This window comes from Ruegeria sp. C11 (assembly GCF_056537725.1).
The window spans coordinates 314,582-338,714 of the sequence record NZ_JBQFSB010000004.1; the positions used below are offsets into that span (position 1 = coordinate 314,582).

General features: G+C 54.6%; 16 protein-coding genes and 1 pseudogene. 15 read left to right on the forward strand and 2 right to left on the reverse strand.

The annotated features are described in order from the left end of the window. Positions 1–193 precede the first annotated feature (193 nt). Genes ACR0NA_RS10265 through ACR0NA_RS10280 form a run of 4 tightly spaced genes read left to right on the forward strand, consistent with a single transcriptional unit; the run spans position 194 to position 6,965 of the window. Positions 194–1,555 (forward strand): cytochrome P450, encoded by a 1,362-nt coding sequence (locus tag ACR0NA_RS10265; RefSeq protein ID WP_480728589.1) that lies wholly within the window; start codon positions 194–196, stop codon positions 1,553–1,555. Further along, positions 1,552–3,891, forward strand: a complete 2,340-nt coding sequence (locus tag ACR0NA_RS10270; protein WP_480728591.1) for a hypothetical protein — start codon at positions 1,552–1,554, stop codon at positions 3,889–3,891. The genes ACR0NA_RS10265 and ACR0NA_RS10270 overlap by 4 nt, the downstream gene beginning before the upstream one ends. 9 nt (positions 3,892–3,900) lie before the next feature. Further along, entirely contained in the window at positions 3,901–5,358 is a 1,458-nt protein-coding gene (locus tag ACR0NA_RS10275) for a Dyp-type peroxidase (protein WP_480728593.1), read from the forward strand. Positions 5,359–5,372: 14 nt separating this feature from the next. Continuing rightward, on the forward strand, positions 5,373–6,965 hold the full coding sequence (locus ACR0NA_RS10280) for a GMC family oxidoreductase (RefSeq protein WP_480728595.1): 1,593 nt from the start codon (positions 5,373–5,375) through the stop codon (positions 6,963–6,965). Here the strand turns inward: ACR0NA_RS10280 and ACR0NA_RS10285 are convergent. Then, complete coding sequence (locus tag ACR0NA_RS10285) at positions 6,943–9,918, reverse strand: ATP-binding protein (protein ID WP_480728597.1); 2,976 nt, start codon at positions 9,916–9,918, stop codon at positions 6,943–6,945. The two genes, ACR0NA_RS10280 and ACR0NA_RS10285, sit on opposite strands and share 23 nt — an antisense overlap. Before the next feature lie 445 nt (positions 9,919–10,363). On the opposite strand from ACR0NA_RS10285, the pseudogene ACR0NA_RS10290 reads away from it, so the two are divergent. The 11 genes and pseudogenes from ACR0NA_RS10290 to ACR0NA_RS10340 all read left to right on the forward strand — a co-directional run. After that, positions 10,364–10,501 (forward strand): annotated as a pseudogene (locus tag ACR0NA_RS10290) (transposase); the annotation flags it as partial. 802 nt (positions 10,502–11,303) lie between these two features. Further along, positions 11,304–12,329, forward strand: a complete 1,026-nt coding sequence (locus ACR0NA_RS10295) for a LacI family DNA-binding transcriptional regulator (protein WP_480728703.1) — start codon at positions 11,304–11,306, stop codon at positions 12,327–12,329. Positions 12,330–12,420: 91 nt separating this feature from the next. Beyond that, a complete protein-coding gene (locus ACR0NA_RS10300; protein ID WP_480728599.1) occupies positions 12,421–13,719 on the forward strand; it encodes an ABC transporter substrate-binding protein in 1,299 nt (432 codons plus the stop codon). 83 nt (positions 13,720–13,802) lie between these two features. After that, positions 13,803–14,672, forward strand: a complete 870-nt coding sequence (locus ACR0NA_RS10305; RefSeq protein ID WP_170651125.1) for a carbohydrate ABC transporter permease — start codon at positions 13,803–13,805, stop codon at positions 14,670–14,672. 10 nt (positions 14,673–14,682) lie between these two features. Further along, positions 14,683–15,513 carry a carbohydrate ABC transporter permease gene (locus tag ACR0NA_RS10310; protein ID WP_480728601.1) on the forward strand — a complete coding sequence of 277 codons (831 nt, stop codon included), beginning with the start codon at positions 14,683–14,685 and terminating at the stop codon, positions 15,511–15,513. A gap of 11 nt (positions 15,514–15,524) precedes the next feature. Beyond that, a complete protein-coding gene (locus ACR0NA_RS10315; protein WP_480728603.1) occupies positions 15,525–16,529 on the forward strand; it encodes an ABC transporter ATP-binding protein in 1,005 nt (334 codons plus the stop codon). After that, positions 16,526–17,278 (forward strand): L-iditol 2-dehydrogenase, encoded by a 753-nt coding sequence (locus tag ACR0NA_RS10320; protein WP_480728706.1) that lies wholly within the window; start codon positions 16,526–16,528, stop codon positions 17,276–17,278. Before ACR0NA_RS10315 ends, ACR0NA_RS10320 begins: the two co-directional genes overlap by 4 nt. Further along, complete coding sequence (locus ACR0NA_RS10325; protein ID WP_480728605.1) at positions 17,278–18,798, forward strand: mannitol dehydrogenase family protein; 1,521 nt, start codon at positions 17,278–17,280, stop codon at positions 18,796–18,798. The genes ACR0NA_RS10320 and ACR0NA_RS10325 overlap by 1 nt, the downstream gene beginning before the upstream one ends. Before the next feature lie 29 nt (positions 18,799–18,827). Continuing rightward, positions 18,828–19,733 carry a carbohydrate kinase family protein gene (locus ACR0NA_RS10330; protein WP_480728607.1) on the forward strand — a complete coding sequence of 302 codons (906 nt, stop codon included), beginning with the start codon at positions 18,828–18,830 and terminating at the stop codon, positions 19,731–19,733. A 462-nt stretch (positions 19,734–20,195) separates the two neighbouring features. After that, on the forward strand, positions 20,196–21,575 hold the full coding sequence (locus ACR0NA_RS10335) for an alkaline phosphatase family protein (RefSeq protein ID WP_480728609.1): 1,380 nt from the start codon (positions 20,196–20,198) through the stop codon (positions 21,573–21,575). A 711-nt stretch (positions 21,576–22,286) separates the two neighbouring features. Continuing rightward, positions 22,287–23,168 (forward strand): SDR family oxidoreductase, encoded by an 882-nt coding sequence (locus tag ACR0NA_RS10340; RefSeq protein WP_480728611.1) that lies wholly within the window; start codon positions 22,287–22,289, stop codon positions 23,166–23,168. Here ACR0NA_RS10340 and ACR0NA_RS10345 read toward each other — a convergent pair. Next, positions 23,165–24,067, reverse strand: coding sequence for a LysR family transcriptional regulator (locus ACR0NA_RS10345; protein WP_480728613.1), 903 nt, complete (start codon positions 24,065–24,067; stop codon positions 23,165–23,167). The genes ACR0NA_RS10340 and ACR0NA_RS10345 overlap by 4 nt on opposite strands. Between the last annotated feature and the right edge of the window lie 66 nt (positions 24,068–24,133).

Sequence of the window (24,133 nt, forward strand, 5' to 3'; positions counted from 1 at the left end):
CAAAGTCCAGAAAGCTTGAATTATTCCCGTATTGCGGTCTTTCGTACGCGACCCAAAAAGTAAGAAGCTCGCACCAATACGCAGAAGACCCCGGCGCTGCAAATTTCTTCATCAAAGAGTATGATTAATGCCATCGAATAATTTCACTAATCAAAACAAGGGCCACGAACCCCATTTTGGGTCGCCATCAGTGTTGACCAAACTCACCGCGAAAACTAAGTCGGCTGCCGCGCGCCTTAAGTACTCAGTTTCAGTTTACCTGCTAAACAATCCAAGGGCAGCGCGAGTCGGTTTTGCCATTGCGCGGCGAATTCGGCCTATTTTTTGCATTGGAACGACATTCATTGCAGTACGGGACCGTGATGTTCAAAACCTCTTGCATCGAGACGAGGACCTGCTGGTCGGTAAATTCATGAACCCACGCATGGTCTGTGGTCCCTTCATTTTGGGCATTGACTGGCGGGAACAACACACATCAGAGCGCGCCGCCCTTGAAAACGCACGACATAAGAGTGCCGACCAACGGATAATCCGCGATTATGCTGTCAACTCTGCGCAGCGTCTGATCAATAATGCCACAAATGGTGCAGTACATGGTCGAGCACATCTCGACATCGCGCGAGGATTTTCCGAAATCGTGGCGATTGAGGTTCTCACTCGCTATCTGGGGCTGAAAATTCCAACTGATGCGAAAGCGCGCGATGAGCTGCGGAATATCTCTACAGCGATTCTGGATCTTCCGCCCGAAGGATCGGTACAGGCGGACCAGCTCTTTCGCTCGGCGACGACAATATCGGAACAGGTTGAGCTCGAAATCAGGCGGATCTTCAGCGCGGCTAACCTGAAGGGTTCGGTACAGGGCGGACCAAGCAACAGCTTCATAAGTCGGCTGGCGCAGGGTTCGCTTGCGACATCCAGCGCTGGAGAGGAATGTACCCGCCGATCTATTTTGGGATTGTTGACCGCAGGTGTCGCAACTGTTGCACGTGCGACGACCCACGCGTTTGATCAATTGCTCGCCCGCCCGCACGAATTCGCTCTTGCACAAGAAACCGCACGGGCACTTTCGGCACGCATGCAAAAGGTTCCCAATCGCCGCGCACAGGATTTGGATACCGAGGTGATTGAATTACGGAACGTGCTATCCGGCTATATCGACGAGGCACTGCGATTTCGTCCCACTTTTCCCTTTCTCGTTCGCTTTGCCCCCCGACGCACCATAATTGGAACCCAAGAAGAGGACAGGCGCTGTGTGAGGGGTGGAAGCACTGTGATTGCAGCGCCACTGGCGGCGATGTTCGATCCGACTGTTTTCGAGTGCCCGGCAGAGTTTCGCGCCGATCGGGGGTCGATCCCGTATCTGCACTTCGGGACTGGACGACACGCGTGCTTTGGACGCTACATCGCCGAAACCGAAATCTTCGAGATGATCAGGGAACTTCTCTTGCTCAAGGACTTGAGACAGGAGTCACGGCTGCGTCACGAAGGGCCAACAGTAAAAGAGCTCAAAGTATCGTTCGATGCCATTAGCTTCAGTCAGGGTATCGAACCATGACTCTGCAACGACTGTGCTTCATTGAAACGATCCGGGCCGAGTATGAGGATGAGCTGCGAAAGGCGCTTTCAAATTACAACCCGGGCATCGCGACCGAAGCGCCCGGGATGCAACCCGACGCAAAGGAGAGCAGCCATCAGGGGGGGGCGACCGGTATTTCGAGCCCTCGTTCAATCCGCGCAAAGTGCAACCTGGACTTTGATTTTTCGGCGCTGCCCAACTTGCACATGGCAAGTTTCCTGATCATCCCCGGGGAAGGGGATAGCCCGCCAGCGCTCTGTTTCGAAGGTACATTTGACGGAGAACGCACGCGCTTTGTGCAAGATTTAGTGCAAGCCTGCAGCGAAGGTGTCCGCCGCACATTCGGAGCATGTATTGATTGCCCGGATCCGAACGAGGCGGCAGCCGAGATTATCGTGCGTTACATTCTCGACCGTCATGTGGACGCAAACCTCTCGTTTTCCGGTGCGCCAGGGCGACCAGTGTCGCGCATACTTGGCGAGCAAGATCTGCGGGATGCAGCTGTCGACTACGTCAAGACGTATCGCTCTTTCATGGTTACTGCACCATCAAGCTATGAGGCGATACTCGAAGACATTCTGGCAAATGTTGTCCGTCGAGGCACCGGTACCGGTACCCACACCGACCTTCGCTGGGCGGAAGAGGTACCCGAAACCGCTTTCCGGGTTAAACATGGCAGATTGGCCCTCTTCGCAGCGGCAGCGGCAGCTGTTGTGTTCCTTGCGCTGATCCTCAAGTGGGCACTTGATTTGTTCGGCATTTTGTCAAGCGAAACGCTAGTTCAACGCGCGCAAGATTGGCCTTCTATTGTCAAAGCCAGCGCAGGTGCGTTTAAAACCCAACTGGACTGGATACACAGGGCGTTCGACGGTTCCGGCCTTCTTATTGCTGCGGTTGTATTCGGCGCGTCTGGTTTCCTGCTCGACCGTATAGGAACCGCGCGGCCAACGGGCGGTGTGATGAAGTCACCTGTCCTACAGGCCAAATTGCTCTTCTACTGCCTTCTCTTCTTTGTCTTCTTCAGCTTTTCGACTTCTTGGGCGACCCATGCCTCGATCCAGGCGGGAGGTTTCGCACCGCTCGGCCTGATTGCAACGCTGGCGGTCTGGCTCATAGCGAGGTGGATCGGATTTACTGTCGAAATCGTATTTCCTGATCCGCGAAGCCGGGACTACTATCCTGAGATATTGCTTCTGGTCACTCGCTTCGTCGCCCGCGCAGCTTCGGTAGCACTTATCATGTTAGTAATCGACTATGTGCTTCGTATCGGTGCCCAGGATGTCTACAATCTAAGGTACCTTGGAACATGGCTTGTCGGAGATAATACAGCCTATCCAATCAGCGTCGGAGCGCTCGCTCTCCTGGCGGCTGTCGCGTCTTATTTCTGGCTGGGCTATCTGCGTTCAACGCTATTGTTGCCGCTTGAGACGCGGTTTTTGTTGCCGACTGAAAAAGTGTTGTTGAGTCTGAAGTTGCATTTTATCAAGGTTCTCCGCATTTTGGTGATGACGTTCGTCGGCCTTCACCTCGCATTTCTGATCCTGCCCTCAACCTGGACCGACGCGCCATTATCCGCGAACCTGCTGCTGTCGCATGCTATCCCGTTTGGGATCTACATCCTTTTTGCGATTGTTTTTCTGTTTTTGATCTTTCTTCTGATCATAGTCTGGATGCGGTTTTGCGAGACTTCCGACCTCCGTCGATATGATCATCCAAAGCGCTTGCTTTTGCGTCCGAAAGAGCTGGCTCGTGCAACCGCACGTGAAGAACACGGAATAAATCTGCTTCAAAACCATTTGGCCAGTGTGACCCACGTGAAACCCGGAGTGCTCAGACTGTACTTCCTGCGATTTACATTATTTGTCATCAATCTGCTTTCTCACTACGTGTTCACACGCGGTACGTTGGGTGGAATTCCAACCATTCTGCATGCGCAATGGACGCTGATCAACGAAGGACGGCGGCTGCTCTTCCTCGTAAGCTATTGTGGCTCGTGGGAGAGCTATCTTAATGAATTCATCGATCTTGGGGCGGTTTGGGGAGTTAATTCCATTTGGACGCATACACATCTTCGTCCAGAGCCCGAGTCACAGGTAATCGGATTTTCTCCAACACGGGGTATCCTTTTTGGTGGGGCGCAGGATGCCCGGCCCTTCAAAGCTTATGTTCGCACCAGTCAGATCGAGACACTGGTGTGGTACAGCGCCTACCCCGGCATCAACACTACCAACATCAATAATAACAGCCGTTTTCGCGAGGGGTTGCTCAAACCTCAAAGAACCGAAACGGCAAGCACTCTGCTTAGGAATATCTGAGGGTTAACAATGGCGGTTCAAACGGTCGAATGGGAAGACGTCCAGTGCCTTTTGTTGAGCGGATTGGCCCATCACAAGCAGTCCAGAAATCTTCTCTTGCGGGTCAAGAACAGATCCGAAGCCAAGTCATGGCTGCGGGCTTTACTGGCAAGAGGCGTCGTGCGCTCGGCGCATCAGGTCAATAGTCACAATGTCGATGCGAGCGATCTGCCCGATCATATTGTAAGCATTGCCATGACGTTCTCAGGGCTTCGGGCGCTGGGGATCGAAGAGGATACTTTGGAAACCTTTCCGCCAGAGTTTCAGGAAGGGATGACCGGAACGGATCGGCGGCGGCACATGCTTGGTGATGTTGACGCAAGCGCGCCAAGCAAATGGACATGGGGCTGGCGCGCACTCGAACCACATGTATTGATCCAGGTGTTCGCGCGTTCAAAGGCTCATCTCGATCCAGTAGAGCTTGAGCGCGCGATAGGTACTCCAACCGGGTTCGTTACCGTTGATGGCGACGAAATCGGCTCCGAGGGTACGGCTGGGCTGCTGACCTACGTGCCGGAAGACCGTCGTGAGCATTTCGGGTTCGTAGATGGTATCTCGCAACCGCTGATCGAAGGAACACCAAGTGCCGAATGCAGGAGATACGGCCCAAACGAAATCTCGATCATCAAGGCTGGGGAACTCATCCTTGGATATGACAATGAACGTGGGCTGCGGGCACCCAGCCCGAGCATAGATACAAATGCCCATGGGGCTGACGTATTGCCATCCACGCCGGGAAGACGGGATTTGGGGCGAAATGGCAGTTACCTCGTGGTCCGTCAGATCGCACAGGATGTCGCCGCATTCCGCAAGTCGGTAGCCGCAATAGCGCCCTCTAAGCAGGAACAAGGACTTGCCGCTGCCAGGCTCATGGGCAGATGGCCCAGCGGCGCTCCGCTCGTTCGTCATCCCCACACTGATCCGCTTGCTTCTGGCGATGAGTGGTCGCGGGAAAACGATTTCCTGTTTGATCGAGAGGATCCTGAGGGTATTCGCTGCCCAATAGGTGCCCACATCCGAAGGTCCAACCCAAGAGATTCTTTGCTGCCGGACCCGGAAACCGCACTTCGACTGTCCAAGCGGCGACGGATATTGCGACGCGGGCGGCTGTATGACCGTGGGGCCTGTGTCAGTACCGCACACAAGGAAGAACTCGGCGGGATTTTCTTTATGTGCTGTAACGCTGACATCGCGGATCAGTTCGAACTCATTCAGCATTCCTGGATCAATAATCCGCATTTCTCGACGCTGTATGACGAAAGCGACCCAATAGCGGCCACACATAAGCCGCGTGGAGACCGATTTACCGTCCAGGGGAGCCCAACCAATGTCCAGACGCCAGAATTAGAGGCGTTTACGACCGTCAGAGGCGGAGCCTACTTCTTCCTGCCGGGGCTCCGCGCTCTGAATTACCTATCACATTCGTAACAATGTTGAGTGTCATGACCAAGAACGAGATCGAATTTGACTATATCGTAATAGGCGCTGGCACCGCCGGTAGTTGCCTGGCGGCTCGGTTGTCCGAGGATCCGGACGTCAGCGTTTTGCTTGTTGAATATGGGATTGAAGACAACCCAGATTTGACTGGCAACTCTGACGTCACAAACGTCTTCGGCCTTTGGTCCAACCCCGGTCTGTCGACAAATTTCCCGATGATCAAACGAAACCAAACTCTGAATCGGTGGCGGATGCTGACACGTGGCACCATGATCGGAGGTTGTAGTTCAGTGAATGCAATGATCCACATCCGAGGAAGCGAGCAGGATTATGACGCCTGGGGCGCCGACAACCCGGGGTGGAACTACGATGCTGTCTTGCCCTATTTCATGAAAAGCGAGGATTATCTCGGAACCGATGCCACGCATCGTGGTAAAGGAGGGCCGATTGTCGTGCGCGATCTCCCGCGCCGCTCGTCGGCTGCATCGGATTTCATTGCTTCGGCAGCAAAAGTGGGCTTCAAGGCCTCGGACGACGCCGATCTAAACGGGCGGTCGTTGTCGGATGTCGGCGGCTTTTACCAATTCGCGATCGACGGCAACGAGCGACGCTCCAGTTCGGCCACGGGCTATCTGGGGGCCATCAGAAATCGGCCTAATTTGACCGTGAAGCCGCTGACCCAGGCGCTCTTCCTCGATGTGAGCAAGAAAGATGGCGGCCGAGCTCAGGTTTCGGGGGTTCAGTGCCTCGACCGAAGAAGCGGATTTTCTCAGATGTACAATGCGAACGAAGCGATCGTGCTGTGCGGTGGCACCATCGGATCACCGCATCTGATGCTCGTATCAGGGATCGGCCTTGATGAGGATCTGAAAGGAGTTGGCGTTCCATCGGTCCATCCTTTGCCGGTCGGACATAATTTGAGGGATCATATGATTCTGTTAACCCGCTTCGAAGCCAAGAATGCTCTTCCTCAGCCCATGTTCTTTTCCGAAGCAGGTCTGTTTGCTGAACTCGATGCCAGCGCCGGGGTCAAACCAGGCGGAAGGCCGAATATTCAGTACTTTGCACATTCCGGGATTCAGATAACGCGACCTCCGGGGTTCCCGGAAAAATTCCTTGTAATTGCACCAGCATTAACGCGACCAAATAGCCAAGGGAAGCTTTCGCTTCTCAGCAGCGACCCACGAATTTTTCCAAAGATCGATCCCAACTATCTATCCGCAGGCAGCGGCGACCTTGAAACCTTGTTGGCAGCAATCGAACTGACGCGCGAATTGTCGGACAACCACGCGGGGATCGTGCCTGGCGGCAATACGAACTTACCCGGATCGAAGGCGAGCAAAGCCGCTAGAGAAGCGTTTATCCGGTTCGAGGCGCGTGGCCTTTGGCACCCCACCGGGACCTGCCGGATGGGGCCGGATACGGATTCAGGCGCGGTTGTGGGCGCAGACCTTCGGGTTCACGGGGTTGATGGGCTGATGGTTGCGGATGCCTCGGTTATTCCGGATGCGATCTGTGCCAATACCAACGCCGCAGCTCTGATGATCGCCGAGAAGGCGGCATCGCTTTTGCGCGTTAGGGGGCGACCTGCGCGTTGACGGCATCGGGCAGCAGATTAAAGCCGATGCGCCTCGCGATTTGCAGAGCATTCTCGCGATAGGATCGGGCCTGTTCGGCACCGGCTAATCCACGGCGGCTATGCAATTCGCTTAGACTCCAATTGCACAGCACGGCCTTTGGCCACTCACCCCGGAATGAAACAAGGGCAAGGCAAGACTCAAGTTCGTCTTGCGCTTTCTCTAACTGGTTCGCCGCCAACAAGGCCCGCCCCTTGGCAAGCGCCAAATGAGAACGGCCAAAATAGTCTTCACCATCAAATCCAGCATTGATTTCAGGTCGTTCGAAGACATCGATTGCCGAGTAAATCTTTCCACTGGCAAGATGTATTTCGATCAATATTGAAGCAGCGAACGCATACATCTTGTCGATCTGAAATCTTTTTGACAGATCAAACACAAGCTCAATGGCAGAGAGCGCCGCTTTCAACTCACCACGCTCGGCATGGATCCTGGCACGGATCACATACGCCATAGTCTGCGTATACGGATGACGGGCTGCGTCGGCACGTGCAGTTGCGTCACTTGCAACAGCTTCAGCGCGATCCACTTGCCCCATCTCGAGAAACGCGCTGGCCAGGAACGCGTTGATCGACACGCTGGGAATGGATGGCCAACCCGGGTGCTTCTGATCGTATTCTGGCGTGAGCAGGTCAAGGGCGGTGCATAACTCGGTGACCGCCTTGTTGTAGTCGCCTACCTCGTAGGCGATCATTCCTAAGTTGTAGCGCCCGGCGAGCTCAAGGCCGGTATTACCTATGCGACGGCTAAGGTCGATTGCACTCCGCGCATGCTCCAGACCCTTGAGGTGTGCGCCAAGGCGCCAGTTCGCTGCGGCAAGCTGACAATTGATTGCGGCGTGGCGATCATCCTCACCATAGTTGACAGCGATGTTTCGGGCCTCTTCAAGCAGTTCCAGAGCCCGGGTTTGACGCCCGAGAGGCGTCAGTGCGCTGCACGCCAATAAACGAAAATCAATTTCCGCGCATGCCTTCTCCCTCGAGGGAGGCACGCGCTCCAATGCTGCAATCCCACTTTCCAGAGTGGCGATTGCGTCTCGATTGGCCCAATGGCGAACCGAGCGGGCCATAGCGGCAAGGTAAAATCGCCCGGCATTTGCCCAATCTTCGGCTTGATAGGCATGATCGGCCAGCCGATCCAAATGGGCGTCGAGTCGGGTTTTTTGCAAGGCGACGATTGCCTCAAATGCGCGACCGTGAAGCTGCTTTCTCTGTTTGCGCAACATAGTCAAATAGGTGACTTCGCGGGTAAGTTCGTGTTCGAATGAGAAATCGGTACCCGTGGCTCGATCAAGTTGGCGAAGAAAGCGCCCGTCAACAAGCGTTCTCAAAATGCCGTCAAGTGTTTGGTTCTGCGACACGTTAGCCACTGCCTGTAGCACCGCAACGGAAATATCTGTGCCCAGAACTGCCGCAGCTTGCAGGACGGATTTCTCTTTCGTGGACAACCCGTCAATCCGGCTGGCCAAAACGTTTTGAATTCTTGGTGGCACCTCAGATGCATCAATAAGCCCTGTCAGGCGATACCGGCCATGCGTACCCTCAAGCACGCCGAGCTGTGACAACGAACGTATCAATTCTTCAAGGAAAAGAGGGACACCGCCCGCCTTGCGATAAAGTTCAGATGTTATCTGTGCAGAGCTGGCGTTCTTTCCCAACAACGCAACGGCCAGAGTGTCAAATTCATGGCGAGCAAGAGGCGGCAGCTGCAAGTTGATTTGATTTGCATGTTTCTGCCAGTCAATCGCCCTTTCGGGGCGGAGCGTAAGGATAAGGACAACCCGAAATCCTTTCAGATGGGCAATCAGGTTCTCGAGAACTGCCATACTGCCGGCGTCCATCCAGTGCACGTCTTCGAAAACCGCAATCAAAGGTTGCCGAGCGGAAGCCGCTGCGATCAGCCGTTCGAAGGCCTCGAAAACCTGCCCACGCTGTTGCACCGGATCAAGCGCTCGCCACGTGGAATTTCCGTCATCCTCAGGGTTTAGCAATGAGGCGAGCGCTGGCTGCATCGACTCCAGACTAAGATCAAGGGAGGCGGCAGTTCGCAACATGTGCCCAAGCCCGGCCGAACCATCCTCTACCGGGTCTAGGAGGGCCTTGAGAAACTGCGTGATTTGACGGTATGTCGTCCTCTGATCTTGACGATCCGCCGCGACTTCAATCGTTTGGAAACCCGTCGTGTCTGCGGTATCCAGAAAATGCCGGACCATTCTGGATTTTCCGAAGCCCGGACCGGCGGTCACCGTGATGACCTGGCCCTGGCCGCGCCGCGCTCCTGCGACTGCCTCTTGCAGCACGGAAAGCTCTGCCTCGCGGCCTACAAATGTTGCACCAAGATCTTTCGCGTTAGCAGTCGCGCGTGGTGCATCCCTGAGACCGGTTAACTGACATACCTCAACCGGGTGAACAAAACCCTTGATCTCGCGGCCGCCCAAGCTCACGATTGAGGCTTCACTTTCAACAAGGGCCGGTAGATCTCCACAGGTCAGAATCTCGCCTGCTGCCGCGATCTCCTGCATTCTCCTCGCGAGCACTACCGAAAGTCCGGTTGCATCGTAGTTTCCAAGAACGTCAGTCTCAACAAGACGAAGGATAGCGTTGCCCGAGCAGAGCCCCGTGCGAACCCGCATCGCCGATCCAAATTCAGATCTTATTTTGTCATGCAGCTCCAAAGCTGCCTTGCAAGCGCAAAGCGCGTGATCCTCCTGCGCGACCGGTGCACCAAACAGCGCCATGAGGCCGTCACCCTCGATGTAGTTTACCAAACCACCGTATTGTCTGATTGCTTTGCGCATCACTGCGATGATGTCGTTGAGTCGATCAACCGCCTCTTCTGGTTCAAGGCTTTCCAGAATGCCGGTTGAGTCGACCAGATCGGAAAAAAGGATAGTAATGTGTTTTTGTTCTTCCACAAAAGTGGGACCGTCTTGTATCGAAAATCCCGAAAATTGGCGCTGGGCTGTGTTGCGCAAGCTAGCGCCACAATTCATGCAATACCTGGCTTCGGCACCGCATATCGCGCCACATCGTTGGCAATGGGTTTCCAATTGCTCTGGAGCTTCGTCACTTCTATTTGTCGGGAGCCTACCCATTTCACACACCCGGATTCCGAGACTGACTGGTTACAAAACTTCAGTGTCACGCTTACATTATATCAATTAGTAGAAATTGGAAATTTCACATGAGGATCTGACGCGGCATTGCTGTACAATTCGGTTGAAGGCTTCACTTTTGGAATCCAGTGAAATGGCCGGCCGACAATAGCAGTTGGGTACCGACGAAGTAAGAGACTAGGGTAAGGACGCATTGATTTTCAACGCGCTGCGTGATTCACGGCTTCCAAAATGGAGTGGTGATATGAGCGGCCTTTACTGGCTGACCGACAAGCAGATGGCCAAGCTTTCCCCTTGCTTCCCGAAGCCGCCCGGCAGGCCACGGGTCGATGACAAGAGAGTGCTGAGCGGGATTATCTTCATCAATCGCAACGGGTTGCGGAAGGGAAGTTAGATCAAACGAAACATTCTGCGGGAGTATGACAAGGGGGTGTTGGGTCAGTTTATGACGCAAAGGTCAAATTCTTCTGTCGTCCCACAATTACCAAGTGGCTGACCGAGGAGCAACTAAGTATTTTATGTAACTTTTTGTTAAATATACATAAAAATATATGCGTTCAAATGCATACCACTAAATATACCACACGGAACATTGGAACTGGCTGTTCAAAGCCTCAGGTTCGAGCATGACGGTACGACCGGTAAAACATAAGAATAGCAGACACTCATACAAAGTGCAGCGAACGTCTTCTTCGAGCCCAATCCTACTAATGCTGCGCCGTGCTCGAATGTCCGCATTTCGAGAGCGCGCGAGAAATATCCAATAAACAAGTCTTGGAACAGACGTAACGTGGCAAGGGATTTGGCCCAAAATCAAACGCACCAGGTACTTGTCTAACGCACTTCGCTCGCCTCTGGTGGCAAAAAGGGGGTTGCACAAATTCGTTGTAGAACTCGAGTCCTTGGGTGGGACTGAAAAAAATTCGTCACCCGCGCACACAGATGGAAGAGTGCATTCTTCGCTTCTATTTGGCTCGTTGTGTCAGTTCATGACGCAAACGCCAATTTCGTCTGATATCTTACCCATTGTGGGACGCCCATAGATATTCCATCGCACTGTCGGTATTTGGATGCCACTGTGGTGGCGGGGCATCCTTTCAAAAACTCAATTCGGAAAGGTTGATTTTTTCCGCGAGTTAAGAAAGAAATTCCTGTGTAAATATTGCAGCGCAGAAGAAGTGAACATGCGTAAAGTAAACACGATGGAGGAATTTGCGCAGGTCAGCGGGATTTCCAGACCAACGCTTTCCAAATACTTCAACGACCCCAACTCGGTCCGCGCCTCGACCCGCAAACGAATTGAAGAAGCGCTGGAAACCTTTGACTACACTCCCAACGTTTATGCCATCAACCAAAACCGCCGGACGACGCGAAATATTGGCATTATTGTTCCAAACCTTGCGGACCCGTTCTTTACAGAAATTGGCCGTGAAGCTGAGCTGGCTTGCATCGACGCTGGGTACCGCCCGATCATTCTCAGCTCTCACGGGGATCCTGAACAGGAGGTCGCCAATTTGGCGTCCCTGGCTGCGTTAAAACCGGCAGGCGTACTGTTGGCACCTTTTGGTCGCATATCGCAACAGGATGCAGTTCTGGAATTCAGCAAACGTCTGCCGATAGTTCTCTTCGATGCCAACATTGAAGGAAGCGGGCTGCCTTTCTACGGAACCGACAATTTCCAAAGCATCGATCTGATGGTGGAATACCTGTGCCGCAGTGGGTCGCCTCCTTGCTTTTTTGAGATGAAGACGCCCCTCAATCCAAACGCACGAAAGCGTCATGCGGCCTATCTGGAAAGTATGGAACGCCTGGGTTTCACGCCGAACATTTATCAGGCGGAAGGGGAAGGTTGGGCTTTTGAAGACATCGGATTCCGGGAAGGAGGACAGATGATCAGCAAGGGCTATTTTGCGACTGACACGGTGCTTTGCAGCAATGATCGTCTGGCCATCGGCATGCTGGCGGCAGCCTACGCGCATGGGGTTCGAGTCGGTTTGACCGAGGCCAGTACGCTGCGAATTGCGGGGCATGATGATCATCCTTTTGCCCGTTTCACTGGACCCCGTTTGACGACTATTGCGCAAGACTACAAAGCAATTGCGAAATCTTCCGCTCAGCGGCTTGTTGAAATTATTGAAGGTGAAACAGATGGTTCTGACGCTCTGTTGATTGAAAACCCGGGACAATTGGTTATGCGGGAATCGGCATAAATCTAAAATTTACGCGCGTAAAAAATAATATTGACGCAGAGAAATGTTTCGATCTAGGATTGTCCATTGTCTACCTTTGGGAGGAATCAGGATGACATTGCGAGGTTCACTGCTCACCGCGACCGCCTTGACGCTGGTTGGTGTTGCGGCCAACGCAGATACCATCACCATTGCTACCGTGAACAATGGCGACATGGTTCGGATGCAGGGCTATACCGACGAATTCACCGAGGCGACCGGCCACGACGTTGAGTGGGTCACGCTGGAAGAAAACGTGCTGCGCCAGCGCGTGACCACCGACATCACCACCAAAGGCGGCCAGTTCGATATCATGACCATCGGCATGTACGAGACGCCGATCTGGGGTGCAAACGGCTGGCTGGTACCGCTGAATGACCTGAGCGCCGAATATGATGCAGCAGACATCCTCCCTGCCATGGCTGGTGGCCTGAGCCATGACGGCACGCTCTACGCCGCGCCGTTTTACGGTGAAAGTTCCATGATCATGTATCGCACTGATCTGATGGAAAAGGCAGGGCTGGAAATGCCCGACAGCCCGACCTGGGAGTTCATCCGTGAAGCGGCCGCAGCGATGACCGATCGCGACGCCGATATCAACGGCATCTGTCTGCGCGGCAAGGCCGGTTGGGGTGAAGGTGGGGCGTTCATCACTGCCATGTCCAACTCTTTTGGTGCGCGATGGTTCGATGAGGATTGGAAACCTCAATTCGACACCGAGCAGTGGGCGAACACGCTCAATTTCTTCAAAGGTATGATGGATGAAAGTGGCCCCACCGGCTATGCCACCAACGGCTTCAACGAAAATTTGAACCTGTTCCAGCAGGGCAAATGCGGCATGTGGATCGACGCCACTGTTGCGGCATCATTCGTGACCAACCCGACCGACAGCACTGTCGCTGACCATGTCGGTTTCGCGCTGGCGCCGAACACCGGTCTGGGCAAAAACGCCAACTGGCTGTGGGCCTGGGCCCTTGCCATCCCGGCAGGCACCCAGAAGGAAGGTGCCGCAAAAGAGTTTATCGAGTGGGCCACCTCCAAGGACTACATCGAACTTGTTGCCGCCAACGAAGGATGGGCCAACGTTCCGCCCGGCGCACGTCAGTCTCTCTATGATAACCCGGAATACCAGAAAGTACCCTTCGCACAGATGACGCTGGACAGCATACTTTCGGCTGACCCGAGCAACCCAACGGTTGATCCGGTGCCATATGTCGGTGTCCAGTTCGCTGCGATCCCGGAATTTGCAGGGATTGCCAGCCAGGTGAGCCAGGAATTCTCGGCCGCTTACGCTGGTCAGCAGAGTGTCGAGGAAGCGCTTGAAAAAGCGCAGGCAATTGCCACTGAAGAGATGGAAGCCTCGGGCTATTGATCTTCCTCCCGGAAGGGGCGGCACACCTGCCGCCTCTTTTCCGCTAAGTTTCCGTTCAATACGACGCGAAAAGGAGCTTTGTCATGGCGACACGGCATTCTCGATCTGCGGCCCGATTGATGATGGCCCCGGCAGTTGTGCTGCTTTTGGGGTGGATGCTCGTGCCCCTGATTATGACTTTGTACTTCTCGTTCCGAAATTACTTTCCTTTACGCCCGGACCGGGTGCCAAGCTGGGCCGGATTTGACAACTATATACGGTTCATCTCCTCCAGCGCATTCTGGCCTGCTGTCTGGACCACGCTTTTGATTGTTGGGTGCGTGCTGGTGATTACCGTGGTGCTCGGAGTTTTACTGGCGTTGTTTCTGGATCAACCGATGTGGGGTCAGGGCGTGGTCCGCATTCTGGTGATTGCCCCCTTCTTTGTGATGCCCACGGTGTCGGCTCTTGTCTGGAAGAACATGTTCATGGACCCAACCAACGGGCTGCTTGCGCATCTATGGCGGTTTTTCGGGGCCGAGCCCGTGTCATGGCTCTCGGAAGCCTCGATCCCGTCGATCGTGATGATCGTATCCTGGCAATGGCTTCCCTTCGCCACACTGATCCTGCTGACAGCCGTGCAGTCGCTCGACGGTGAACAATTGGAGGCTGCCGAGATGGACGGCGCACCGCCATTCGCGCGGTTCACCAACCTGATCCTGCCTCATCTCAGCCGGGCTATTACCATCGTCGTACTGATCCAGACGATCTTCCTGTTGTCGATCTTCGCGGAGATCTTCGTCACCACCGGCGGCGCCTTCGGCTCTCGCACGCTGACATACCTGATCTTCCAGCGCGTGCTGGAAAGTCAGAACGTGGGTTTGGGCTCTGCGGGCGGTGTCTATGCAATCATTCTCGCCAATATCGTGGCCATCTTCCTGATGCGCATCGTTGGCAAAAATCTGGACGCGTGAGGAGGCGGACATGGCACGCGCAGTTACAACGCAACGTAAAATGGTCAACACCGTGGTTGCCTGGGGAATTGGTCTGCTCATCTTCTTCCCAATTCTCTGGACCATTCTCACCAGTTTCAAACCCGAAGCTCAGGCAATCGCGGACCCGCCGCTGTTCCTGAACTTCGACTGGACGCTGGAGAACTACGCCACAGTGATGGAACGGTCGAACTATGCACGCTTTCTGTGGAATTCGATCCTCATTGCGGGCGGGTCCACGATCCTTGGGCTTCTCGTCGCCATTCCGGCGGCCTGGTCCATGGCCTTTGTACCCAGCAAACGGACCAAAGACGTCTTGTTGTGGATGTTGTCCACCAAAATGCTTCCGGCGGTCGGGGTGCTCTATCCGATCTACCTAATCTTCATCAGCCTCGGGTTGCTGGACAGCAAAGTGGGCCTTGTCCTGGTGCTGATGCTGATCAACCTGCCGATCATCGTCTGGATGCTCTACACTTATTTCAAGGAAATCCCCGGTGAAATCCTTGAAGCAGCCCGAATGGACGGCGCGACACTAAGAGAAGAAATCCTCTACGTGCTGACGCCCATGGCGGTGCCCGGTATCGCATCCACCTTGCTGTTGAACTTCATCCTCGCATGGAACGAAGCCTTTTGGACACTGAACCTCACGGCGGTCGATGCAGCCCCGCTGACGGCCTTTATCGCCAGCTATTCCAGCCCTGAGGGCCTGTTCTTCGCAAAACTCAGTGCCGCCTCGACCATGGCGATTGCACCGATCCTCATACTCGGCTGGTTCAGCCAGAAACAACTCGTCCGTGGTCTGACCTTCGGCGCAGTGAAATAAGGAACGAAATCATGGGACAAATCAAACTTACACAAGTCACGAAGTCCTTTGGCGACGTCAACGTTATCCCACCGCTGGATCTTACCATCGAAGACGGAGAGTTCACTGTTTTTGTCGGCCCTTCGGGCTGCGGGAAGTCTACGCTATTGCGGATGATCGCGGGGCTCGAAGATCTGACCACCGGCGCTATCCACATTGACGGGGCCGAGGCCACCGACACACCACCCGCCAAGCGCGGTCTGGCCATGGTGTTCCAATCCTACGCGCTCTATCCGCATATGTCGGTGCGCAAAAACATCGCGTTTCCGATGCGCATGGCCAAGGTACCGGAGGATGAGCAGAACCGGCGGATCGAGGCTGCTGCCAAGGCGCTGAACCTGACGGATTATCTGGATCGCCGCCCGGGCCAACTGTCCGGTGGCCAGCGTCAGCGAGTTGCCATTGGGCGGGCGATCGTGCGCGAGCCTCTGGCCTTTCTCTTCGACGAGCCACTGTCAAACCTCGATGCCGCGCTGCGAGTGGGGATGCGGCTTGAGATCACCGAGATGCATGAGCGGCTGAAAACCACCATGATCTATGTGACCCACGACCAGGTCGAAGCCATGACCATGGCCGACAAGATCGTCGTGTTGCGCGCCGGCCTGATCGAACAGGTGGGCAGCCCGCTTGAGCTGTATCACAAACCACAGAATGAGTTTGTTGCGGGGTTCATCGGGTCTCCCAAAATGAACCTCATCAAAGGTGACGAGGCGGCCAAACACGATGCCGTCACCATCGGCATCCGGCCTGAACATACCGACGCGTCCACGACCGAAGGGCTGTGGAACGGACGCGTCGGGGTGGCTGAGCATCTTGGCTCTGACACCTTCGTTCATGTTCACGACACCGGGCTTGCCGACATGATCACCGTACGGATCAGCGGTGACATGGCCGTTAAACACGGCGACCCCATCTTTCTGACCCCGCAGGCGGACAAACTGCACAAGTTTGACGCCAACGGACAGCGGATCGGCTGATGCGTCTGGCTGGCAAAACAGCCCTGATCACCGGCGCCGCCCGTGGCATCGGGCGCGCGTTCGCCGCGCGTTATATCGCGGAAGGCGCCTGCGTGGCGATTGCGGATATTCACCCCGGCGTGGTCGAAACCGCCCGGAAAATCGGGGCGGTGGCAATCACGCTCGACGTCGCTGATCAGGCCAGTATCAAAGCAGGCGTGGCCGAAGCTGTCGCCGCGCTTGGCCGGGTCAACATCCTGATCAACGACGCCGGGTTTTTTACCGCAGCGCCCATCGTGGATGTTACCCATAGCGACTATGATCGCACTTTCGTGGTCAATGTCGCGGGCACGCTCTTCATGATGCAAGCCGTCGCCCACCACATGATTGACCGCGGTCTGACTGGCAAGATTATCAATATGGCTTCGCAAGCCGGTCAGCCAGGTGAACCGCTGGTTGCGGTTTACTGCGCCAGCAAGGCAGCCGTTATTTCACTGACACAATCAGCGGGGCTCAACCTGATCCAGCATGGAATCAACGTGAGTGCCATCTCTCCGGTTGTGGTTGACGGGGGCCATTGGGATGGCGTTGACGCCCTTTTCGAACGCCTTGAAGGCAAAGCGCCGGGTCAAAAGAAAGCAGAGGTCGGGGCGGATATTTCCTATGGCCGCATTGGACGGGCGGAAGATCTGACTGGCATGGCCGTGTACCTGGCCAGCGACGAGGCCGACTATGTCGTCGCGCAAACCTATTATGTGGATGGCGGATAATGGATGAGCTAATCCCCCTTTCAGACCAAACCCTGTCCCGGATGGCGGTCGATATCCCCCGCTATGACCGCAGCGCGCTTACCCCGGGCATCGTCCATATTGGCGTCGGCAATTTTCATCGCGCCCACCAGGCCTGGTACATTCACCGGTTGATGCGGCGCGGTCTGGCGCAGGATTGGGCCATCATCGGAGCTGGTGTGCGGCCCTATGATGCGTCCATGCGTGAGAAACTCATGGCTCAGGACTGTCTGACGACTTTAATCGAACTGGACCCCGATGGTATCTCGGCCGAGGTCACAGGCGCCATGATCGATTACCTGCCCATCGAAGATGGAAACGGCGCGCTGATCGAGCAGATGGCGGATCCGGCCATTCGGATCGTATCGCTAACCGTAACCGAAGGGGGTTATTTCATCGACCCCACAACCGGCGGCCCGGACCTTTCTCATCCGGAACTGGCGGCCGATATCGCCCGGATCAATGCCCCGAAGTCCGCCTTCGGCGCCATTGTAAAGGCGCTGGAATTGCGTTGGAGAGCGGGGCATCGACCGTTCACGGTGCAAAGCTGCGACAACCTCTCCGGCAACGGGGCAATCACTCGCAATCTCGTGGTCGCACTGGCAGAACAGATAAATCCTGATCTGGCTAAGTGGATCGATTCACATGGTGCCTTTCCCAACTCGATGGTGGATTGCATCGTCCCTGCGACCGGCCCAAGAGAAATTGCTCATGCGCACAGTTTCGGTATCGATGACGCTGCTCCGGTAACCCACGAAAACTATCGCCAATGGGTCATTGAGGACGATTTCTGCGCCGGTCGCCCAGAATGGGAAAAGGTCGGCGCGGTGCTGGCAGACGATGTACATACCTATGAGGCGATGAAAATCCGTGTCCTCAACGCGGGCCATCAGGTTCTCGCCAATGCAGGAGAGTTACTGTCGGTCACCACCATTGCGGACTGCATGGCCAATGACACGATCCGGGCCTTCTTTGCCAAAGTGCAGACCACCCAGATTGCCCTAACCATAGAGCCTGTGCTTGGTATGACGCCTGAGACCTACGTGGAACTAGTGGAACGGCGTTTTGCCAACCCGCAAATTCACGACACGACACGCCGGGTCGCTTTCGACGGTTCCTCCCGCCATCCCGGTTTTGTGCTGCCGATAATTCGCGATCTGCTTGCACAAGGGTCTGAAATCGACGGGTTATGCCTCGTCGAGGCGCTCTGGGCACGCATGTGTGCGGGGCTTCGGGATGACGGGTCAGAGATTGTTTCGAATGATCCGAACTGGGCTGTACTCTCCGAAGCAGCCCGCATCGCGCGAAGCAATCCCCAACACTGGCTGGCGCAAGAGGAAATTTATGGAGAGCTGGCGCAGAATAATGTGATGGCCGAAAGGTTCGCCCATTGGCTGAATAGGCTCTGGTCGGACGGGTGTCGGACAACGCTGCACCGGTATGTCGAAGAGGACGCATTGGAAACGTTCCCAATCCGAACCCCAAGGCTGGTCGTCAAATGATCTTGTGTTGCGGGGAAGCCCTGATTGACATGATTCCGACAGAAAGCGTCACCGGCGAAACGGGATTTGTCCCCCATTCTGGGGGCTCTGTCTTTAACACCGCGATTGCATTGGGGCGTCTTGAAGTGCAGGTCGGCATTTTCACCGGGCTGTCTATGGATTTCCTCGGTCGCCAGCTTGAAGCGGCTTTGCGGGCCAGCCATGTGGACACACGTTCCGCTGTGCTGTCGGATCGCCCCACGCCCCTTGCTTTCGTGCAGCTTTCTGCAGGGCAAGCTTCTTACACATTCTATGATGACAACTCGACCGTGCGCATGTTGAGCCAAAGCGATCTGCCGGACCTGACAGGCGACATGACTGCGCTTTATTTCGGCGGCATAAGCCTGTGCCAAAACCCGGTCGGCGATACCCTCCTGGCCATGTGCGAGAAAGCGGCCAAAGATCGCGTTGTTGTCCTCGACCCAAACGTGCGCCCCGGCTTTGCCACTGATGTGGACGCCTATCGAACCAGGTTGATGGCGATGATCTCTCAGGCAGATGTAGTCAAGGTCTCGGACGAAGACCTGAACTGGATCTTTCCGGGTTCTGAATCGCTGGAGGAAAAGTTCTCTTCGCTGCTGAAGGCTGGTGTGTCTGTTGCTGTTCTAACCCGAGGCCATCTCGGAGCAACAGCGCAAACGTCTACGGGCCAGTTGGCATTTGCTCCTGTCCCGAAGGTGGACGTCATAGATACGGTCGGTGCGGGTGATACCTTCAACGCGGGTTTCATCGCAAAGCTGATGGAACTCGGTCAACTCAAAAAAGACCACCTGAACAGCATTTCGAGCGAAACTCTAGAGGAAGCCCTGTTCTTTGCCGCCAAAGTAGCTGCGATAAACGTCTCGCGCGCAGGCGCTAATCCGCCTTGGCTAAGCGAGCTGTGCACATCTCAATAGAACTAAACCGCCAAGCATTTGGGTGAAACGCAGATTGAATTTGCAAGGGCGCACTACTAGAGATTGGTCGTTACTGAAAACACCTTTAAGGATTCGGCGCCGAGCGAACGAACCTCTACCCTAAGAACAACGATTAAATGAACAAGGACTAGCTAATGCCTTCCAGTGCTCAGCAGGAGCGAGTGCCAATGGTGGTAGCTCCGAAGAACAGCTGACGGTCTACACTAACACGTTTCTGTAACCGGTTGTCATGAACGTTTTTGGCTTGCCGTCCGAAAGCCGACATCGATGCAGCCATTGCGAAAGCCCGCTTTGTCCGCACAGCAGACATTTACTGAATTCTGCCGAACGGCCGCATCGAGCCCAAAGCGGAAGTTCAAAAGAACATCTTAAATGACCCTCAGTAGCCGGTGGACGCAGATGCTGGTATTCAGAGCATTGGGTAGTTCTATGAGGTCATAAATGCAGCGATCATTTGCCTTAGTCTCAATACTCCTTTTTTCAATTTCTACGACGGCAGCTAGTGCAACGGAAGACATCCGACTCGTTGTGCAAATCACAATTGATGGACTGCGCGGAGACTTGATTTCTCGTTATGAGGCCGCCTTCGGCGAAGCCGGCTTCAAAAGGTTTACGGAAAGCGGCGTCTGGTACACCGACGCTCATCATCGTCACGCCAACACCGAAACCATTGTTGGTCACGCGACACTCGCTACAGGAGCCCATCCCTCTGAGCATGGAATGATTGGCAATGCCTGGTTCAACAGGGCTGAAGAACGACTGGGGTACAATATTGAAGATCCGGACTACCCGATGTTGCCGGTTCCAGGCTTCGGAGGAAACGTTGATCAAGTTGACCCGACACAAGCCGCTGCTGTGACTTCGGGCCGTTCTCCCGTTAACTTGTTGGCGACGACGTTCGGAGACGAGCTGGTGAAAGCCAATGCCGGTCGATCAAAAGTGTTTTCCGTGTCTGGTAAAGACCGTTCGGCGGTTGCAATGGCAGGGCATTCTGGAAAAGCTCTATGGCTGTCGGCGGCTACAGGCGCATTTGAAACAAGTAAATTTTACTATGACGCTTATCCCGATTGGGTTCTCGATTGGAACTCAAAACGCCCCGCAGATGCGAAGATCGAAAGTGAATGGTGGCCGGAGTGTTCAGACGCACCGTACCTAATGGAAAGAAAGGAACGCTCCTTCGTAACGAACCTTGGCACTTTCGGTCGCACTTTCCCGCATTTCTATGGGACTCCGGACGACGGGCTCTATTACACGCAGGTCCTGTTGTCGCCGCATGGGGATCGGATCACGGCCGATTTTGCAAAAACTGTAGTCAAAGAGGAGGGGCTTGGTGATGACAAATGGCCAGACTACCTAAGCATCAGTTTTTCTGGTGTAGACGCAACCAATCATTTCTTCGGACCATCCAGCCTAGAAAATGAGGAAATGATGCGTTGTTTGGATGAGACACTGGCTGATTTCTTTGAGTTCGTGGATCGAGAGGTTGGACGTGCGAATGTGCTTTACGTGCTTTCCGCCGATCATGGCATGCCGGAAGCGCCAGAAGAGATGGCCGAAGCCGGGCTTTCGACATTCCGTAACTCCACCGAAGCATTGATGATAGATGTGAATTCAGTCATCGCCGATGAGTTCGGAGTGGAGTCCGCAATACAGTTCTTTTTTCGTCCTTACGTATATCTGGACAATGCCGCCATTGATGCGTCAGGCGCCGACAGGCGCGTAGTCGAACGACGCATCGCTGAAAAACTAATGGCTGCATCTGGCATTGAGCTTGCTATGCCGACTGAACCACTTGCTGAACAGCGAGGACATACTCTTTAGGAACAGGTTCGGCGAAACTATCACCCAACACGTTCTGGCGACATTTATGTTGTGCAAACGCCATATTCATTTCTCTTTGAAGATGGGCCAATTGCCGTAATGCACGGATCGCCTTGGCGCTATGACACACATGTTCCAATCATTTTTGCTGGTCCAGGTATTAAGCCAGCTCGTGTCAGCCGTCCTGTTTCCACGGTGGATGTGGCTGTCACTCTGAGCACTATTCTAGGTATCAGCCAACCTAGCAGTGCTGCGGGTGAAGCATTGAGCGAGATTGGCGTTACAGATCCATAAGCGGTCTTGTCCTTTAGTCGAGTGACCAACGGTAATACGTCATGGTGGAGAAAACAGTGGTCTTCGGCCCAATCTCCCAAGTTTGGCTAAATCTGGAGAGTTACCTCAACGAACGGCAGGTTTGTCCGCATAGCGGTCATTGATGCACTGCATAGCGAACGACCACTCCGAGCCTATTTTGACCGGTGCTGCGCGATGTCAGAATGACAAGAATGCGCAGAAAGCTGACATTGCAAAGCCAAGTTCGCATCGTGAAAGCGGACATAGACCACAGATACTGCAAGCGAGCCATTTTTGCCGCATGCGCCAGATTTGATCAATTACGCGCCCATAGTAACATCTATCAACCAGATGGAACATAACTAAACGTATTGTGGATTAGACTGTAGAAGCGCCGCTAAAACAGGAGATACCACCATGACCAAGAAGATCACCATCATCGGCGCTACAGGCCATTTGGGGCATCGCGTCACTGCGAAGCTTGTTGAAAAAGGCGCAGAAGTGACCGCTATCGTGCGGGACCCGGTGGCAGCGAAATCCGCTCTGCCCGATGTTGTTCGGCTCGTTCAGGGCGACGTGTCAGACCCGACTAGCCTGACATCGGCTTTGCAGGGCACCAAAGCGCTGTACATCACACTGAACACCGAGACCCTGGACACAACTTTGCCCTTCCACACCGAGCGGGAAGGCGTGATCAATGTCGTCGCGGCCGCGAAAGAGGCTGGTGTACAGCACATCATGCAAATTGCCGGGGTCGACTACGCGTACCCTGAGTTTTCAACTGAGGGTCTAGCCTATGGCACCAATGTCATCCGCAAGGGCGGGATCGATGCCATCAAGGCGTCCGGCATTCCATATACCTTCTTTTATTGCTCGTTCTTCCTGGATTCTCTGCCCAAGCTTTTGATGGAAAACCAGCTGGCGGTCATCGGAAATCACATTCACCCGATCTGGTTCACCAATACCAGCGATCTGGCGGAAATGGTCTACAAAGCCATTGGCAATGATGCGGCAAAAAGCAAGGAATTTGCGGTACAAGGCCAACAGGCCATCACGTATACCGAAGCGGCGACAGAGTTCCTGGCCTCTTATGCGCCAGAAGCAGAGGTGATTGAGTTACCAATGGAAGCGCTCGGCGAAATGGGGCTGCCGGAAGAGCAGGCAGCTTTCATCGGGCACGTGCTAACATTCGTGCAGCAGTTGAAAGAAGAGCGAGTTGACAATCAAACCCGTGAGGTTCTTGGTGCGCCAAAATACACCATCGCTTCATTCGCCAAGGAACTTCGCGCCGAGGCTTAGATCACGGTGGAGTTTTGGATAACAGCGTTTTCGGCCAGCAGTTCCATCAGCTTGGCGGTTGCCTGCCCCATCGGCTTTTCAAAAGACCAAACCATATCCACCGAACGTTCGGCATAGGGTTTGGTCTCGAATTGCAGGGGCAGGATTTTCAACGAGCCGGTCTGAATATAGGCGTCCACCGCGTGCAATGGCAGCGCTGACCACCCCAGGTCGGACTGCACAAGATCGATGGCCTCTGCTGCGCTGCTGACCTGCCAAATCGAAGGTGAAGCCTTGAGAATGGCACTGCTGGGGCTGTCGGCTTCTTTCAATAAGATTTGCCGATGCAGGCGTAGCTCCTCCCACGAAACCGACGGCATTTGCGCAAGCGGGCTTTCTGGGTGGCTGACACAGACCAGCCTGAGTATGCCCAATGAGCGAAAATCGAGCGATTGAGGGATTCCCTCGGGTTCCAGAATAATGCCCAGATCCACTGAGCCCTCGACGATCAATCGCTGAATCTCCTCGGCGGTGAAAGACTGAATTTCCACATCAACGGATGGGAAGTCAGCACTAAAAGTGCGAATGAGCTCTCCCAAATTTGCCAGTTTGATGTGCGGTGCCAAGGCAAGTTTAACACAGGTCTCCGGAACCATAGCCAGAGCGTCCGCGATAGCCAGAAACCGGCTGCGTCGTTCCAACAGAAGTTCAGCCGAAGAGATCAACGCTTCCCCTGCCTTGGTGAGGGTCGGATATCTCCGGCTACGGTCGAAAAGCTCGACATCCAGATCGACCTCAAGATTGGCGACCAGAGTGCTGATCACCGATTGCGCCTTGTTGCACTTTCGGGCTGCCGCGGAGAAGGACCCTTCGCTGTGAGTGGTGACGAAGGCTTCCAATTGCTCAAATGATGCGCGCATCAGGGTTGACCCACCATCTATCTGTTTTCCGGATGGTATCTGCCTTTATCGATCTCATCAATGGAA